Raw genomic sequence first — 16,300 nt, 5'->3', positions numbered from 1 at the left:
AGGTGAAAATCATACCCACTATTCTTTTTACTGCTCCCAGCCTTCAGCTTATCGCTTTGAATACTGCTTCCAGAAATAAGATACTGCTGATCAATGGTTGTGGTAACCTGGCTTAAGAAATCCTGCGTGGAGGATGTGATATCTTTTTGCCACAATACTTCCTGAGCAGACAGTCCAAGAATAGTGCATAAGGCTAATGCACCAGAGTAGAATTTCTTCATCTATTTGTGTATTTGAGTTAATGTTAGTTTTTATAAAATTACAGCGCAAATTTAACAATTCTTAACACACTTGCAAGTCCCAGATAGAAGATTTAATCTTGACTTCATCAATTCACTGGGTTATATTCGTTCATGAAATATTTTTTCATTTATTTAAAACAAAACTAGCCCGTTGCAACGACAAAACTTGACGTATTTTAAACAAAATGTTCAAAAATCAATCTTCCATCACAATCAAAATAATACAATGTTAATCAATGAATTAAATCAAAACACTCAATTACTTGGCAAAACATAATACTATCTTTTACATTGGTATGATTTTTAGTATTACATTTGTATAAATTTTCAGTATGAAAACAAACCAACAAACTATAAATCAAGCGAATCATAATATAAACTGGTTCCAGAAGTTTCTGATGGTGTGCTCCGGAGGAAACATTCATATTTTAAGAAAGACTCCCAGTGAATGGAATAAATTTTCAGGAATTGGAGGTATTGTATTGTTTACGGCAGTTTTTGCTACTCTATCTGCAGGATATGCCATGTATACGGTATTTGATAATATATGGACTTCCATAGGATTTGGCATTCTATGGGGATTGATGATTTTTAATCTAGACCGCTATATAGTTTCATCGATCAAAAAAACAGGAACCTGGTGGAATCAGATTTTGATGGCAGTTCCCCGTCTTATTCTAGCTACGTTTTTAGGAATTATTATTTCAAAACCGCTAGAGCTTAAAATTTTTGAAAAAGAAGTCAATAAACAATTAAATACCATTATTCAACGAAATAAAAAACAGCTTGAGGGTGAAATGAGTGGCCGGATTCTGCAACAAAGCGGACCTTTTGAAACCGAAAAAAAACAAATCGCTGAAAAGACCATCCAGTACCAGAAAGCCTATGACTCAGCGGCTGTAGAACTTGAAAAAGAAATCCTTGGAAAACAATCCGGCCTGACCAGTGGAAAAGAAGGATATGGTCCTAATGCAAAACGCAAGCAGGAACTCAAGGAACAACGCCGTCTGGATCTGGAGAATTTTCAGAAACAGAATGCCTCGAGAGTGGAATATTTAGATAAAGAGATCTCTAAAGTTTATACGAATCTTGAAACGGAAAGAAAATCATCAGAAACGTTTGAGGATAAATTTAATGGTTTTGCAGCAAGACTTCAGGCACTGGACGAGCTTGGAAAGAATTCACCGATTATCGGATTGGCTGCGGCATTTATTATGGGACTTTTTATCTGCCTTGAGATCTCTCCGGTTTTGGTTAAATTGATTTCCCATGTAGGACCTTATGATCATCTGTTAGAAAAGACAGAAAACGACTTCAGACTTTACGCTAAAGAAAAAATTGAAAAAGGAAACGCCCTTACTGATTTCAGAATTGATGATTTTAAGGATAATTTAAAAAAATAGCGTATTTTTCACGCATGATTATTGATAAAGAAGAGATCCAGAAGAAAAAGAAAAAGCTGGACGACTGCAAGGCATTCCTGAAAAAAGAATTCATCGGAATTGATAAGATTATTGATGATTTAATGGAATACATTCAGATCTGGTACCTGATGCCTGAAATCCTGACACGTCCTGTAGTGATCAATCTATGGGGAATGACCGGTGTAGGCAAGACAGATCTTATCCGCAAAACCGTCCGGTTTTTGGAATTCCAAAACCGTTTTGCAGAGATTGAATTGAGCAATAGCGATGAAACGACATGGAGCAAAAGTGTTTCAGATATTCTTCAAAGCAACCGCCTCAATGATGAAAAACCCAGCATTGTACTCTTCGATGAGATCCAGCGATTTAATACAATTGATCCAGATGGCACTCCCGTACCCCAGACAAAGTTTACCGATTTCTGGGAGCTTTTAAGCGATGGCCGACTCAGCAGAAGGGAACGCGACGACCTGGAGCATTACCTGTTTTCGTATCTCCTTCGCAAAAAGGAAAATGACCGTCGTAAACTGAACGGTGAAGCAGAAATGGATGAAAATCCTTACCTGAATCTTTGGGATGCCAAGGAACTGAAGAAATACCTCAGCATGGAAGATGATGTGATGAGCATCATTGATATGAAAGAGGAAGATATGATCAAACTGATTCTCAAAAAACAAAAGGAAAAGAAGATCTATGAGCCGGTAGACTACAGCAAGATGCTGATCATCATCAGTGGAAATCTGGATGAGGCTTTTCAGATGTCCCGTGAAACCAGCGAAGCCGATATTGATGCCAATATTTACCATGCCTTCACGAAGAAAATCACAGTTGTGGATATCAAAAACGCATTGTCCAGAAAATTCAGACCGGAGCAGGTAGCCCGATTTGGCAATATCCATCTGATCTATTTTTCATTAAAGACAGAAGATTTTCAGCAGTTGGTTCAAAGAGAAATCAATAATCTTAAAACGAAAACAAAGTCAAAATTCGGGATCAGCTTAAAGATCACTAAAAACATTAATGAACTGATTTACAGAAACGGAGTTTTCCCGGTTCAAGGGGTACGTCCTGTTTTCAGCAGTGTTGTTGATATTTTGGACACGAACCTCAGTAAATTCCTCTTCGAAGCCATCATCAATGAAGACAAGACAATAGAAATCGACTATCTGGTAAAAGAAAAAACGATTTCCGGAAAAGTGGGAAAACGCATCATTAGCATTCCTTACACAGGAAGGATAGACAGCATACGCCAGTCTAATCAGCAGGATGCAGTGGCCAACATCAGCGTCCATGAATGTGGACATGCTATTTCCTATATGCTTTACACCGGTTTTGCCCCACTACAGCTGAAGAGCAAAGTTGCAAGCAGCTACGCAGCAGGATTTACCTTTCCTCATCAGATTCATGACACTAAGGAAAGCCTTCTGGACAGAATTAAAATTTATCTTGCAGGAGGTATTGCAGAAGAAATTGTATTTGGTGAAAATAATGCAAGCATAGGAAGAAGCCACGACAGAGAGCAGGCCACGGCACTCGCTGCAGATTATATCAGAAAATATGGATTTGATGAAGAGTATCAGGCAGCTTATAGCCTTGAGGATTATCCACACCGTATGCAGCATGACATTACCGATAAAAAGATTGAAAAGCTTATTCAGGATCTTGCCCAAAAAACAAGAGAAGATCTGGTCCTTCATTTACATCTTCTAAAAGACATGAGCATTGAACTCAGTAGAAAAGGAAGTATGCTGCCTAAAGAAATCTATGAAACAGCAAGAAAATATCAGCTTGATGTAAGTATAAAAGAAGAAGGTTATCTCCATATTGCAGATTACCATCAGATGCTCAACTCGCAGATGAAAAACCCAACATAACAACAATATATATTAATAAAATCTTACCTTTCGGTTAATTCTGAAAGGTTTTTTGTTTATATAATAATTTTATATAAAATATTTTATAATTTTACACCACTTAAACTAATCATCATGAAAAACTTGATTCTAGCATTCACGCTACTTGTAAGCGGTGCATTCACGTCCTCTTTAAAAGCACAAATGGACCCTTACCTAGGGCAAATTATTTTTGTCCCATATAACAGAACTCCCATTGGATGGGCAGACTGCAACGGTCAACTTATGTCTATCGCTCAAAACCAAGCTCTTTTCTCTTTACTAGGAACAACCTTCGGAGGAAACGGAACGACTAATTTTGCATTACCAGACATGAGAGGAAGAGTTCCTATTTCTTATGGAATGGGTGTCGGTAGCGCTAACAACTATGTCGTAGGACAGACGGGAGGCAGCGAATCTGTTACTTTAACTCAACAGGAAATGCCTTCCCACTCTCATACGGTAAACGCTGTAACGAGCGAAGGAAATCAGAACGTCCCTACCAACAGCCTTCCTGCTGACACCAAACTTTTAGATAAGGAATATTCTGATGCTGCTGCCAATACTACGATGAAGTCAACAATGATCAATCCGACGGGAGGAAATCAGCCTCACGAAAACAGATCTCCTTTCCTTACCATGAGATGCATCATTGCAACGCAGGGTGTTTATCCATCTTTTAATTAATAAGTTATGAAAACTCTATACTTATTAGCCTTAGCTCTTGGAAGTTCAATGGCCGCGCAGACCATTACTTTCAAAGGATGCTATAATTTGTTTGACAACCAGAACTTTGTTTTTACGAAAAGCGGAGTTGATGCGTACAATAAAAATATCTACATCACAACACCGGTTGATGGGCAGCCCTGTGGCGGATTAGGAAGCTGCGAGTTTAAAATTCAGTGGAATAATGCGCTTACCAGATGGGAATTTCTTGCAGATACAGGTAATGGAACTTTTGTCAATCCCAATCTGATTTATTACAACTCAACAGGAAACGGCGCCAGTTCAAAACCACCAAGCAATACATTTGGATTATGGGTAGAAAACACAACGGTAACAGGCGGACAGTGCGGAGGTAATCTTACCGGTACCAACTCTACCATGACAGGAGATGTAAGCAGCTCTTCACTTGCAACAGTGGATGTTACAAAATCTAAAATTCAAATTTTTCCTAATCCTGTTTCCGATATTATTCGTATTTCAGGAATCGATAACGGGCAGACTATCCAAATTTATAATGTAGATGGAAGATTGGTACAATCAGAAGCATTTGATCAAAAAATTGATGTTTCTCAGCTTTCTTCTGGTGTTTACATTTTAAGAGTTAGCACTAAAAATTTCGAATCTCATGAATTTAAGTTCGTGAAAAAATAAAAATACAATGCCAATATAGCATTAATTGATTATTGATATAGCCTTCAGAATTGCCTGAAGGCTATTTTTCTTATTAGGAATATTTCTTAACGGCTCTATACTATGCTATCAAGTGATGTCTATAATCAGATCTACTTTCCGGAGACCGATATCCTACGAATTTGTATGAGTCAGGAGCTTTTGATGACGATCTCAAAGTGTCGTTTGTTGTTTCTGAAAGAGTTCAGGCAGACCGGATGAAAAGGAAGGTTTCTTAATGCTGTGATTAAGCGGAGATATCGATTCATTAAAATTAACTGACAATAATGTAATGAAAAATGCCCCCAAAACAGGAGGCATTCAAGTTTTTACAAGATTAAAAAAATTATTTAATGATCAGTTTAGATGTTTTCACGTCTTTTCCATTGGAAATCTGAACCATATAAACTCCTTTTTCAAGCTGTTGGTTTATTTTGTAAAGCCCGTTTCCTTCATCAGATAACGATGGACTGGATACCACTCTTCCTGACATATCGGAAATGGAAACTTTTAAATCTTTTCCGTTTTTAGCTTTGATAAATACATTTTCCCCTGTCGCAACCGGATTAGGATAGATCACAAGATCATTATTATCTGCTTTTACTTCACTTGTTCCTAAAGCATTGACAAATTTAACTGTATAATCTTCTGCCTGTCCCCATTTAAGCTGTCCACAAGGGGTAATATTCGCATTTTCATAATCAACGATTACTCTCATTCTCAATGGAGTATCCATCACAGTGGATGATGGCGCTGTAAATGTCGCATTAAAAATACCTATAAGCGTCGTAGGGTCCATTGCCACATTATCACCTGTCCCAATTAATTCAGAAGTCTCAAAACTTCCATTATTGTTGAAATCAATCCAGGCACGAACAGAATTTCCTTCATCTGAAACATTTACCTGTAGGTTTTGAGCCTGGCTCACTAAAAGCTGAGTGGTAGTCGCCCTAAGACAGCTTGCTCCTGTATAATCTTCGTAATAGTTTGCCCCATTACCCCAAACTCCTGTAGAAGCATTATTAATATTTCCTAATTTCACCAAAGTAGGTCCCACGAAATAGTTGTTTGAAGCTGCATTTGCCAAACCACTTGGTGAGCATGATGAAATAGGAGTTCCAATATTGGAAGTTACTGCAGGAACTGTTCCTCCTAGTGAAGTACTCAGGGAGCCTCTCATTAAAAAGAAATATTTTGCTGCCCTGTCATGCTGTCCATCGGTAAATTTGAAGGCCTTAGGATTCGTATAGTTCATCATATTGTACTGAACTCCCTGGTAATTCACTCCAGTACAATAATTCATATCATTATTGGTAAGTGCAGGAAAGTCACTTAACATACTCCTTGATCTTTCTGTATCACATACTCCATCATCATCTCTGCTACAGTCATTATTAGGCTGTGAAGGACAATAAGTTGTTAAAGCAGTACCTGCAGGCGGTTCTGCATTAGCGGTACCAAAAGTATGAAGAAGCCCCATACTGTGTCCGAATTCATGTGCTAAAGTAATATCATTTGGCAGAGTCACTACGAAAGATTTCATAAATGACTCATACGCAGAATTTACATTTTGAGGAAGACCAGCCCACCCCATAATACCATAACCGCCACCGCCGTCTACCTTATTCATAATATAAATATTAAAATAGGAAGCTTCAGGCCAATGAGGCGCAATTGTTTTTACCTGGGCAGTTGTAACACCGTCATTTCCATTACGTTTTACTCCAAAGCTGTCATAACCAGTTAGACTTCCTCCGTTATATCTGACAATACCGGTAGTTGCATTACAATTTGGATCTCTTTTAGCCAATACTAATTTGATAGGCATGGTAGCAGCAGTTCCAAAATCTCCGGGAAGCCCCTGAGGCCACTGATACGTCCCTGCATACATTTGATTACAATGATCCAGCCATGCTTGAATCTGCTCATCACTTTTGTTGTATGCAGTTCCAATAGCTGACCCTGTAGGTACTATCACGTGAACGACTACGGGAATTTCATAAACTCCATTGACTGTTTTAAAGGGAGTCCCATTATTAGTAACACCACTTTTCTTATCTCTAATAATCTGATTACTGATCTTGTAAATAATGTCATCAATTTCCTGATTCTCTTTTTGGCGTCCTCGCTGTTCGGCATCAAAATCACACCAATCTTTTTTTTGTTGTGCTGACACTGAAAGAGAAAACAGTACAACTCCACAAAGGAAAATTTTCTTCATACTTTTACGATTTAAATTATAGATTTTATTAATGCTTTATTATTACTCTAAAAAAAGTAATCATAAATATATTACACATTAGTAGAAAAAAATAGATTTTGTTACAAATATTTAAAGGTTTTTTAATAAAAAGATAATATTTCGATTAAAAAACACAATACTTAAATAATAAAAAATTAATTAAAATTAAAACAAAACAGAATAAAATTCTACAACAAAATAGAAAGTGAGAATTACACGACTGCACATCAATTACAGATTAAAAATTTACAGTTAGTTTAAATATCTTATGGTCTTATCATAAAAATAGGCTGCACAAAATCTGCGCAGCCTATTTTTATATTTAGCTTAAAATTCTAAAAAGAATAATTCGGAGCTTCCTGAGTAATAATTACATCATGCGGATGAGATTCTTTCAAACCACTTCCGGTAATCATAACCATTTTGGTGTCTTTCTGTAACGCTTCAATATCTTTAGCGCCACAGTATCCCATCCCTGCTCTTAATCCTCCGGTAAGCTGGAAAATCACATCTTCCAGTTTTCCTTTGTGTGGTACTCTTCCTTCAATTCCTTCGGGAACGAATTTTTTAGCCTCACTTTGGAAATATCTTTCTTTTCCTCCTCTTTTCATGGCGGAAAGACTTCCCATTCCCTGATAAGACTTGAATTTTCTCCCCTGGAAAATAATTTCTTCTCCCGGAGCCTCATCTGTTCCGGCTAAAAGAGAGCCCAGCATTACTGCTCCTGCTCCACTTGCAATAGCTTTTACGATATCTCCGGAAAGTTTGATTCCTCCGTCAGCGATCACGGTTACGTTCTTGGATGCTGCATATTCATACACATTATAAATAGCAGATAACTGAGGAACACCTACTCCTGCAACAACTCTTGTTGTACAGATGGAACCTGGTCCAACCCCTACTTTAAGAACATTAGCACCCGCTTCAATAAGATCTTTTGCCGCTTCTGCCGTTACAATATTTCCTCCTACGATATCCAGATCGGGATACGTTCTTCTGATTTCTGAAATTTTATCTAGAACACCTTTAGAGTGACCGTGAGCAGAATCAATAGCTACAATATCAACACCAGCATTCACCAGCGCTGCGATTCTATCCATCGTGTCTTCTCCCACTCCTACTCCGGCTCCTACAATAAGACGCCCTTTGTGATCTTTATTCGAATTCGGATATTCCAGTTGATTGTCAATATCTTTAATCGTAATTAATCCTACCAGTTTGTTATCCTGATCTACGATCGGAAGTTTTTCAACTCTGCTTTTAAGAAGAATTTCCTTTGCTTTCTCAAGGTTTGTATTTTTATCAGAAGTGATCAGATTTTCTTTCGTCATGATCTCTTCAACCTTCATCTCAAGGTTTTCCTGATATTTTACATCTCTGTTGGTAATGATCCCGATCAGTACATTATCAGCATCTACTACAGGAAGACCGGAAATTTTATATTTGGCCATTGTTTCCTTAGCTTCAGCTAAAGTATGATCTTTTGAAAGGGTAACGGGATCAGAGATCATTCCGTTTTCGGAACGTTTTACACGGTTAACCTGTGCAGCTTGCTCAGCAATCGTCATGTTTTTGTGGATGAAACCTAGACCACCCACTCTTGCCAAAGCAATAGCCAGATCTCCTTCAGTAACTGTGTCCATCGCAGCAGAAACTATCGGAACATTCAGCGTGATTTTGTCGGTAAGTCTTGATTTTAATGATACCTGATTAGGTAAAACTTCTGAATAAGAAGGGACTAGAAGAACGTCATCGAAAGTGATGGCTGTCTCTACAATTTTGTTATGAATAGACATCTTTACTTTCTTTGCAAAATTAGGTTATTTCAGCGAGATATGAAAATCCTTTTCAATAGTTTAAATAAAAATTAATAATCAATAACTTAAATCGAAAAACCGCTCTTATAAAGAACGGTCTTTCTGTACAAAATAATTAGTGTAGTATGAAACTACTTGATATATCTTTCAGGCTACTTTGAATCGCAATGGAAATTACTTATCCGTAGCCGCGTTGATTACCTTTGAAATATCATCTGCTGTAAAATTTCCTCTCACATCAACGAAAACCAATTCTTTATCTGAATTTACGGTGATCATCATATTCTTGATGGTTTCTCCGTTCTGTTTTACTCTTACATTGACATTTTCTCCGTCATGTCTGATGGTTGCCCAGTCTTCAAAATCATTATTGTTTAAATATTTGGAATAATCATTCAGCATGGCTTTGCTCCCGTTATCTACCGTCATTACTTTGATCTTTGAGATTTTCTTGATCAGCGCAATGACTTCCTCACTTTCACCATCTTCTCTCAATGCCTTTTTAATAAAAGGTTTTGCCAGAAATACAGGGACATTGAAACTTGCAAATTTTGCTTCTTTATAATGGTGTCCGGACTGTTTAAAGAAATCGATATTCGGTCTTCCTGAAACAATGCACGACTGTAGCATAAGCACTGCTAAAATTCCTATAAAAAAATTTATTAAAGTTTTCATGGCTGTCAATTTTTTAATCTATAGGTTTCAGAGTTCCTCCTGATGTTTTGCTGATATTAGCTTCTATTTCTGGTCTTCCTTTATATTTTACCAATCCTCCTGAAGAAGCCCTTACCTTAAGTCTGCTGGAAACATTCACAGAAAGATTTCCTCCGGAGGTAGCCTCCGCTTCAAGATTATCCAGTTTTAGTTCGTCTGCTTTACACAAAGCGCCGCTGCTGATGTCTATTATTCCTGAATTAGCTTTTCCTTCAATGGCCGCATTGGATCCGCTGGAAGCCTTTACCATAACAGATGTCGCTGTAACTCCTACTCTGATATTTGAACCTGAAGAAGCCGCGATTTCCACTGCGTTGGTGATTTTAAAATCTCCCTTAACATTCGCTCCGGAAGAAGCATCAATATTCAAGCTGTTTTCTTTTATAGAATTTACCACACTGAAGTTAGCTCCTGACGAGGCTTTGATATTATCCATTCTTGGCGAAGAAATATTAACACTTAAGTTTTTAAATCTCAGATTTTTTTGCCCTTTATTATCTATATATACTTTCAAAACTCCGTTTTCCACCTTTGTAATCACGTACTGAAGTTTATCAGCATCTGCAATGACCTTCACATTGGTAGGACTTTCCTGTTTAAAAACTACATTCACGCCGGTGCTTACACTAATTCCTGAAAACTCGCCTACATTTCTGGCCTCTCCGTTCAGGTACGAAGAATTACTCTCGGAGGTAAAGCTAGTTCTTGTATGGGTTACAGAATTGGTTTTTGTTTCGCTGGAATTGATGATCTTGTTCACATCATCCATCGACAGTTTTCCATCCAGCATGACGAGAATATTCTCTCCTTTTCCTCCATCAATGCTTAACAGCAGGTCATCCAGGATCCCGTCTTTTGCTTCCGCGGAAAGAAATTTAATCTTTGCTCCGGAATTATTAACGGACATGATCTCACTATAATTCAGTGTTTTTAAATAGGATGCCACATCTTTGTTAAGCTGTGAAAGATGAGTCTGGACCTGAATTCCTTCTTTCGTATTCGCTTTCTCCGGATTTTCGGTGATCAGAATTTTTAATCCGTTTATTTTAGACAATAGCGGCTTGATCTGATCCAGCTGCGAATCGTCAATATTAAGACTGCTGAGCATGCTGAACATAGGTTTAGCAATTTTAATAGAGGTTACTCCCTCCACTTCCTGATATTTCTCAAAAAGTCTGTCGAACTTATCGCTTTGCCCGGACACCATAAAAAAATGGGAAAAAGCAAGTGCGAATATTATGAATATTTTTTTCATGAGTCAATTTTTATTTTTTTAGAGCTGATTACTTTTGCCTGATCAGGTGCATCATCTGTTTTTTTTATTAATAATCGTCATCTACCACTGTAGGCTGAGCTAATTTTTCACTTACGTTATTTGCAAATATCTGGAATGAATACTTAGTCACATTAATGGCTTCTTCTACATTATCGATCCTTTTGCCATTTACAATCACATATGAATTCTTATAGCCTGTAGAATCTTTTGCATCTTTGTTATTAAGAGAGGAATTATTGACGAATCTCGGCTTCATTTCTTTTTTCAGCCTCCCTCTTTTCGGTAGAATTTCATCCATGACGTCTTTTTCTGCCACTGAATTTTCCTGAAATACAGAATCCTTCTTGGCCCCGGAAATAGAATCAGTATGATTTAATGCAACCTGTTCCTGGTGGTCATTATTCTCTTCTATAAATTTGGATTTCTGTTTTAAAACCTCATTTTTCACGAATTGTTCTTTTTCAGTAACCCCTGTAGTGTAATCATTAAAGAAGAATCCAACACTGAAAAGCAGGACCAGACCCGCTGCCATCCAAAACCATTTCGGGAAAGAAGGTTTATTCTTCTGGATTGGGATAATGGGTGCTTCACTCGTTCCAGAGTCTGCAGTTTCCGCTTCTGCTTTCTGAAGAAAATCTTCAAAACTCCAGTCCATTTTTTCTTCCTTGATCTCCTGGAAGATTTCGTCGTATTTATTCTGAAATTGATCTTTGTTCATAGCTCATCAGTTGTGATATTTGTTCTTTTACTTTTTGTCTCGCCCGCATCAGATTTACTCTTACTGCGTTTTCTTCCATGTCCAGCATTTCGGAGATTTCGGAGACTTCATATTCTTCTACATCCTTCAGATGGATCACCATTTTCTGTTTTTCCGGGAGCTGGTTGATAAATCCTATAATATACTCCTTCAGATTATTGATATCCATGCTGTATAATTCTGAGCGGTGAAGCTGCAAATCTGCAAATCCCAACTTTACATCGTGGTGCTTGAGGCGGTTCAGGCATTCGTTCCGGACAGACTTCAAAGCATAGGATTTTAAATTTCCAAACTTCTCCAGCTCCTCCCTCTTCTGCCAGAATTTTATCATCAGGTCCTGCACCACATCCTCCGCTTCATCACTGCTCATCACAAATCTTTTCGCAAAACGATACATCTCGTCTTTGAGAATAAACACCGTATTCTTGAAAGTTTCTTGGGTCATGAGTTTTGTTTCTATTAGTAAGACAATTAAAATCTTAATTCTATTACATGATACTTTAAAAAAATTGATATTTCCTGCATTACCTATCTTCCGCATACTCATAAAACCCTTCTACAAAAGCGTTTCAATGATTTTTATAAAAATACCTATTTTTTTTCTTTTTAGAAAGATAATTTCAAAATCTTAATGTTTTCACCAATTTTCATTCAAATAAATTTGAGAATTCTCAAATAGATTAAACCTTTAAGATCAACTGAAAGGATATTCTTTGCCATCCCACGGATTTCACAGGTAGCACATTTTTTTTAGATTTAATGGAGCTAAACATGAATAGTAACCCATAATTGCCCGTGAAAATCTCTATTATCTATATGGAACAATAAATAAGTTTTCACATCATCTGTATCTGATAACATAAAAGCCTCCGAAATGGAGGCTTTTACTATTAATAAGTATCAAAAATATGTTTCATGATAGACTTGTCTTCATCGGTTAAAGGTATTTTTCTTCTCGCCATTGCCCTTTCGGCTACCTCGTAGGCTTTGTCCAATTTAAATCTTTCATCATCTTTACCTCCACCCCAAGAAAAGTTTTCTACGAGGTTGGGTGGAAAACCAGGTTTAAATATATTGGAAGCAACGCCAATTACAGTTCCGGTATTCAATTGGGTATTGATCGCTGTTTTGGAATGATCGCCCATGATCAGACCGGCAAACTGAAGCCCTGTATCTTCAAAAGCTTTCGTCCGGTAATTCCATAGTTTCACGTGGCTGTAGTTATTTTTAAGATTAGAAGAATTGGTATCTGCTCCGAAATTACACCATTCACCAATCACAGAGTTTCCGACAAACCCCTCATGGCCTTTGCTTGAATACCCAAATATGATAATGTTATTTACTTCACCCCCAACTTTACAGTGAGGTCCCACTGTAGTTGCTCCGTAAATTTTTGAGCCTAAATTAAATTTAGAATCATCTCCTAATGAAATCGGTCCGCGAAGATTGCAACCCTCCATCACCTCAGCATTTTTTCCGATATAAATCTTTCCCGTTTTTGTATTGATGGTAGAAAATTCGATGTGTGCTCCTTCTTCTATAAACAGATCTTTTTTATCTCCTAAAAATCCATTGGTAGAAGATAATTCCTGCGAAGTTCTGCCTTCTGTAAGTAAAGCAAAATCAAAATCGATGGCCAGGTGATTATACGTAAATAAATCTGTCGGCTTTTTAAAAAAGACCAGCTCTTCTTTAATATCCGTCATCTTTTCAATCTGATTCAGAGAAAAACCTTTCATATTGATTTTGGCAGCGACCAGTTCATCTTCATAAACGAGCGCCTCGCCTAGTTTAAGATCTTTGATCTGCTGAATTACGGTTTCTGTAGGAAGAAAATTAGTAACCAGAAAAAGACTTTCCTTGTCTTCAGGAGTTTTAAATTTATCCTGAAGATAGTGTTCGGTAAAATAAGAAACTTCGGTATTTCCCAGGATCTTTTGCCATCGCTCAGAAAAAGTCAGGATTCCGCATCGCAGGGCGGCTACAGGACGGGTAAAGGTAAGGGGAAGAAAATCTTCCCAATACTGGGCATCTGAAAATACTAATTGCATTGTATAGAAGTTAGAGATTAGACATTAGAGACTGAAACTTGGAAGTCTTATTGTTAACCACCAATTGACAGGATCATTTCTGTTCAGAACAAAAATACGAAAATAGCGGGAATGGAGAAATTAGATGTTAAAAGTCAGAAGTTAGTTTATCATGAAAGCACAAGTGAAAATATGTGTCTTTCTGTTTGAAAAGAATATAATTTCAATTGATAGAAATAAATACAAAACATACCCAACTAACTTCTAATCTCTAACATCTATCAACAAAAAAAAGTCTCCCAATTGATTGGGAGACTTCAGTATGTTGGGTAACAAAAAATTACTTAGTGAATTTTTTGTATTTGTTCATAAACTTATCAACTCTACCTGCTGTGTCAACTAGTTTCACTTTACCAGTGTAGAAAGGGTGAGAAGTTGAAGAGATTTCCATTTTGATCAATGGGTATTCTTGTCCTTCAAATTCAATACTGTCTTTTGTTTCTGCAGTAGACTTACAAAGAAACACGTCGTCGTTACTCATATCTTTGAAAACAACAAGTCTATAATTTTCTGGGTGGATTCCTTTTTTCATAATACAATTTTTAAAAAATTAAAGTTTGCTTTCGAAATAGTAATGGTATTTCTCTGCTAATTTTAGGCTGCAAAAATACAACATTTTTTTAAATATCCAAATACTGTATCCAATTTTTTTTATTGATAAGAAATTCAAAGTATTTTCGTTAAATTTGGAATCTATTTAAACTTTAATTTCGATGAAATTCAAACTATTACTGGCTTTTTCTTTCTGGATGCTTCTTGTAGCAGTATCATGTAATAAAGACGATATTACTTTTGACGCGCCTTCACAGCAGTTAAGTTTTTCGAGGGACACGGTATTCTGTGACACTGTTTATCATCAGGTACGTTCTGAAACGTATGTAGTAAAAGTATATAATAATGAAGACAAAGATGTTTTGATTCCCAGAATCAATCTTGAAAAGGGAAGCGCATCATTATATAGGATCAATGTAGACGGAAAACCAGGCTACGATTTCAAAGATGTGCCTTTAAGAAAGAAAGACAGCATGTATATTTTTGTTGAAATAGCCCCTGAAGCTACCGGTCCGCAGGCTATTGCCGAAGACAAAATTATGTTCAACAGCGGAGCAGGACAGCAGCATGTAACTTTATTTTCGGTTGTCCAGGATGCGGAATTCTTCATCCAGACTCCTACCAATCCGAATGTAATCACCTCTAATACTACATGGAACAAAAACAAAGCTAAGATCATTTACGGAGACCTTACGATCAATCCTAATATAATACTGGATATCCAACCGGGAACCAAAGTCTACTTCCATACCAACAGCGGTATGAAAGTATCAACAGGCGCTACATTAAATATCAATGGAGCGTTGAACGATGAAGTCATTCTTCGTGGAGACAGAAATGATCTGGACCATGATACTCTTCCTAAAAACTGGAACTCCATCCGTATGGAAGCGAATTCTAATCTAAATATGAATTTTGCCAGACTTTTCGGAGGAACCAGAGGACTAGACCTGAAACAGAATACAGCAAATATCAGCAATTCATTTATCCATACCTTCTTTGAATATGGTATTTATGCGGTAGGTTCTACCGTGACTGCTAAAAATTTGGTCATGAATAATTGCGGGGAATCGTGTATCGGAATCTTCAGAGGAGGAAACCACAGCTACACCCATGCTACTATTGCCAACTACTCCAGAACAATGGGATCATTGAACAGAAACGGAATTACAGCAGCCAATGAGTGGAAAAATGCTGCCGGAACTACAGAACAGGGAGCTCTTCAGCGTCTTGATATCAGGAATAGTATCGTTTATTCTGACCGGGACAATTCTGTTAATTTTGAGCAAACCCCGGGACAACAGTTTGAATTCCTGATCCAGAACTCAGTAATTAAATACTCAGGGGTACCTGAAGCAGGCTTCCCTTTTGATAATAATGTAAGGGTAATACAGAGCATCAAAAATGAAGACCCTCAATTTCTTAACTATTTTGCTGCTAAAATGAATTTGAGAGTAAAAACAGCATCTCCGGCCAGAGGAAAAGGAAATGTAACGGTAGCAGGAACCGTACCTCTTGATATTGTCAATGTATCCAGAACCACCAACCCTACTTTAGGAGCTTATCAATAATGGAAATCACACAACTGCAACAGCAGGTCGACGAATGGATCAAAACCATTGGTGTCCGCTATTTTAATGAACTGACCAATATGGCTATGCTGACCGAAGAGGTAGGCGAAGTAGCCAGAATCATAGCCAGACGATATGGCGAACAGAGTGAGAAAGAAAGTGATAAAAGCAAAGACCTTGGGGAAGAGCTGGCAGACGTATTGTTTGTAACGTTATGTCTGGCCAATCAAACCGGAGTCAATTTGCAGGATGCTTTCGACAAAAAAATGAAGATTAAAACTGACCGCGATAAAGAGCGGCACCAGAATAATGAGAAGTTAAAATAAGA

At 37.4% G+C, this 16,300-nt stretch carries 14 protein-coding genes and 1 pseudogene; 6 read left to right on the top strand and 9 right to left on the bottom strand.

Annotated elements, in window-relative coordinates; translation table 11 throughout:
- Positions 1–221 (bottom strand): annotated as a pseudogene (locus tag BW964_RS21990) (T9SS type A sorting domain-containing protein); the annotation flags it as partial.
- Between the two features lie 353 nt (positions 222–574).
- On the opposite strand from BW964_RS21990, the gene BW964_RS21985 reads away from it, so the two are divergent.
- From BW964_RS21985 to BW964_RS21970, 4 genes are all read left to right on the top strand, one after another.
- Positions 575–1,645, top strand: a complete 1,071-nt coding sequence (locus tag BW964_RS21985; RefSeq protein ID WP_076510721.1) for a DUF4407 domain-containing protein — start codon at positions 575–577, stop codon at positions 1,643–1,645.
- Positions 1,646–1,659: 14 nt separating this feature from the next.
- Entirely contained in the window at positions 1,660–3,540 is a 1,881-nt protein-coding gene (locus BW964_RS21980) for an AAA family ATPase (RefSeq protein ID WP_076510719.1), read from the top strand.
- A gap of 114 nt (positions 3,541–3,654) precedes the next feature.
- Positions 3,655–4,245 (top strand): phage tail protein, encoded by a 591-nt coding sequence (locus BW964_RS21975; protein ID WP_076510717.1) that lies wholly within the window; start codon positions 3,655–3,657, stop codon positions 4,243–4,245.
- Positions 4,246–4,251: 6 nt separating this feature from the next.
- Positions 4,252–4,935: a T9SS type A sorting domain-containing protein gene (locus BW964_RS21970; protein ID WP_076510715.1), complete on the top strand. Its 684-nt coding sequence runs from the start codon at positions 4,252–4,254 to the stop codon at positions 4,933–4,935.
- Positions 4,936–5,299: 364 nt separating this feature from the next.
- On the opposite strand, the gene BW964_RS21965 is transcribed toward BW964_RS21970, so the two are convergent.
- The 8 genes from BW964_RS21965 to BW964_RS21930 form a co-directional block, all read right to left on the bottom strand.
- A complete protein-coding gene (locus tag BW964_RS21965; RefSeq protein WP_076510713.1) occupies positions 5,300–7,174 on the bottom strand; it encodes a zinc-dependent metalloprotease in 1,875 nt (624 codons plus the stop codon).
- A gap of 356 nt (positions 7,175–7,530) precedes the next feature.
- Positions 7,531–8,991: an IMP dehydrogenase gene (guaB, locus tag BW964_RS21960; RefSeq protein WP_076510711.1), complete on the bottom strand. Its 1,461-nt coding sequence runs from the start codon at positions 8,989–8,991 to the stop codon at positions 7,531–7,533.
- A 195-nt stretch (positions 8,992–9,186) separates the two neighbouring features.
- Positions 9,187–9,687 (bottom strand): DUF4252 domain-containing protein, encoded by a 501-nt coding sequence (locus BW964_RS21955; protein ID WP_076510709.1) that lies wholly within the window; start codon positions 9,685–9,687, stop codon positions 9,187–9,189.
- 13 nt (positions 9,688–9,700) lie between these two features.
- Entirely contained in the window at positions 9,701–10,981 is a 1,281-nt protein-coding gene (locus BW964_RS21950; protein WP_076510707.1) for a DUF4252 domain-containing protein, read from the bottom strand.
- 67 nt (positions 10,982–11,048) lie between these two features.
- Positions 11,049–11,720 (bottom strand): hypothetical protein, encoded by a 672-nt coding sequence (locus BW964_RS21945; protein WP_185117130.1) that lies wholly within the window; start codon positions 11,718–11,720, stop codon positions 11,049–11,051.
- Positions 11,695–12,204 (bottom strand): RNA polymerase sigma factor, encoded by a 510-nt coding sequence (locus BW964_RS21940; RefSeq protein WP_076510727.1) that lies wholly within the window; start codon positions 12,202–12,204, stop codon positions 11,695–11,697. Before BW964_RS21940 ends, BW964_RS21945 begins: the two co-directional genes overlap by 26 nt.
- A 445-nt stretch (positions 12,205–12,649) precedes the next feature.
- Positions 12,650–13,810, bottom strand: coding sequence for a GlmU family protein (locus BW964_RS21935; protein WP_076510705.1), 1,161 nt, complete (start codon positions 13,808–13,810; stop codon positions 12,650–12,652).
- Positions 13,811–14,129: 319 nt separating this feature from the next.
- Positions 14,130–14,381 (bottom strand): type B 50S ribosomal protein L31, encoded by a 252-nt coding sequence (locus BW964_RS21930; RefSeq protein WP_076510703.1) that lies wholly within the window; start codon positions 14,379–14,381, stop codon positions 14,130–14,132.
- A 181-nt stretch (positions 14,382–14,562) separates the two neighbouring features.
- Between BW964_RS21930 and BW964_RS21925 the strand changes: the two genes are divergently transcribed.
- Together BW964_RS21925 and BW964_RS21920 are read left to right on the top strand one after the other, a co-directional pair.
- Entirely contained in the window at positions 14,563–15,972 is a 1,410-nt protein-coding gene (locus tag BW964_RS21925; protein WP_076510701.1) for a hypothetical protein, read from the top strand.
- Entirely contained in the window at positions 15,972–16,298 is a 327-nt protein-coding gene (locus BW964_RS21920; protein WP_076510699.1) for a nucleotide pyrophosphohydrolase, read from the top strand. The genes BW964_RS21925 and BW964_RS21920 overlap by 1 nt, the downstream gene beginning before the upstream one ends.
- Positions 16,299–16,300: the final 2 nt, after the last annotated feature.

The sequence above is a fragment of the Chryseobacterium shigense genome (assembly GCF_900156575.1).
GTDB classification, from domain to species: Bacteria; Bacteroidota; Bacteroidia; order Flavobacteriales; family Weeksellaceae; genus Chryseobacterium; species Chryseobacterium shigense.
Note: the sequence above shows the minus strand (reverse complement) of the source record. Positions and strands in the feature narration are given on the sequence as shown.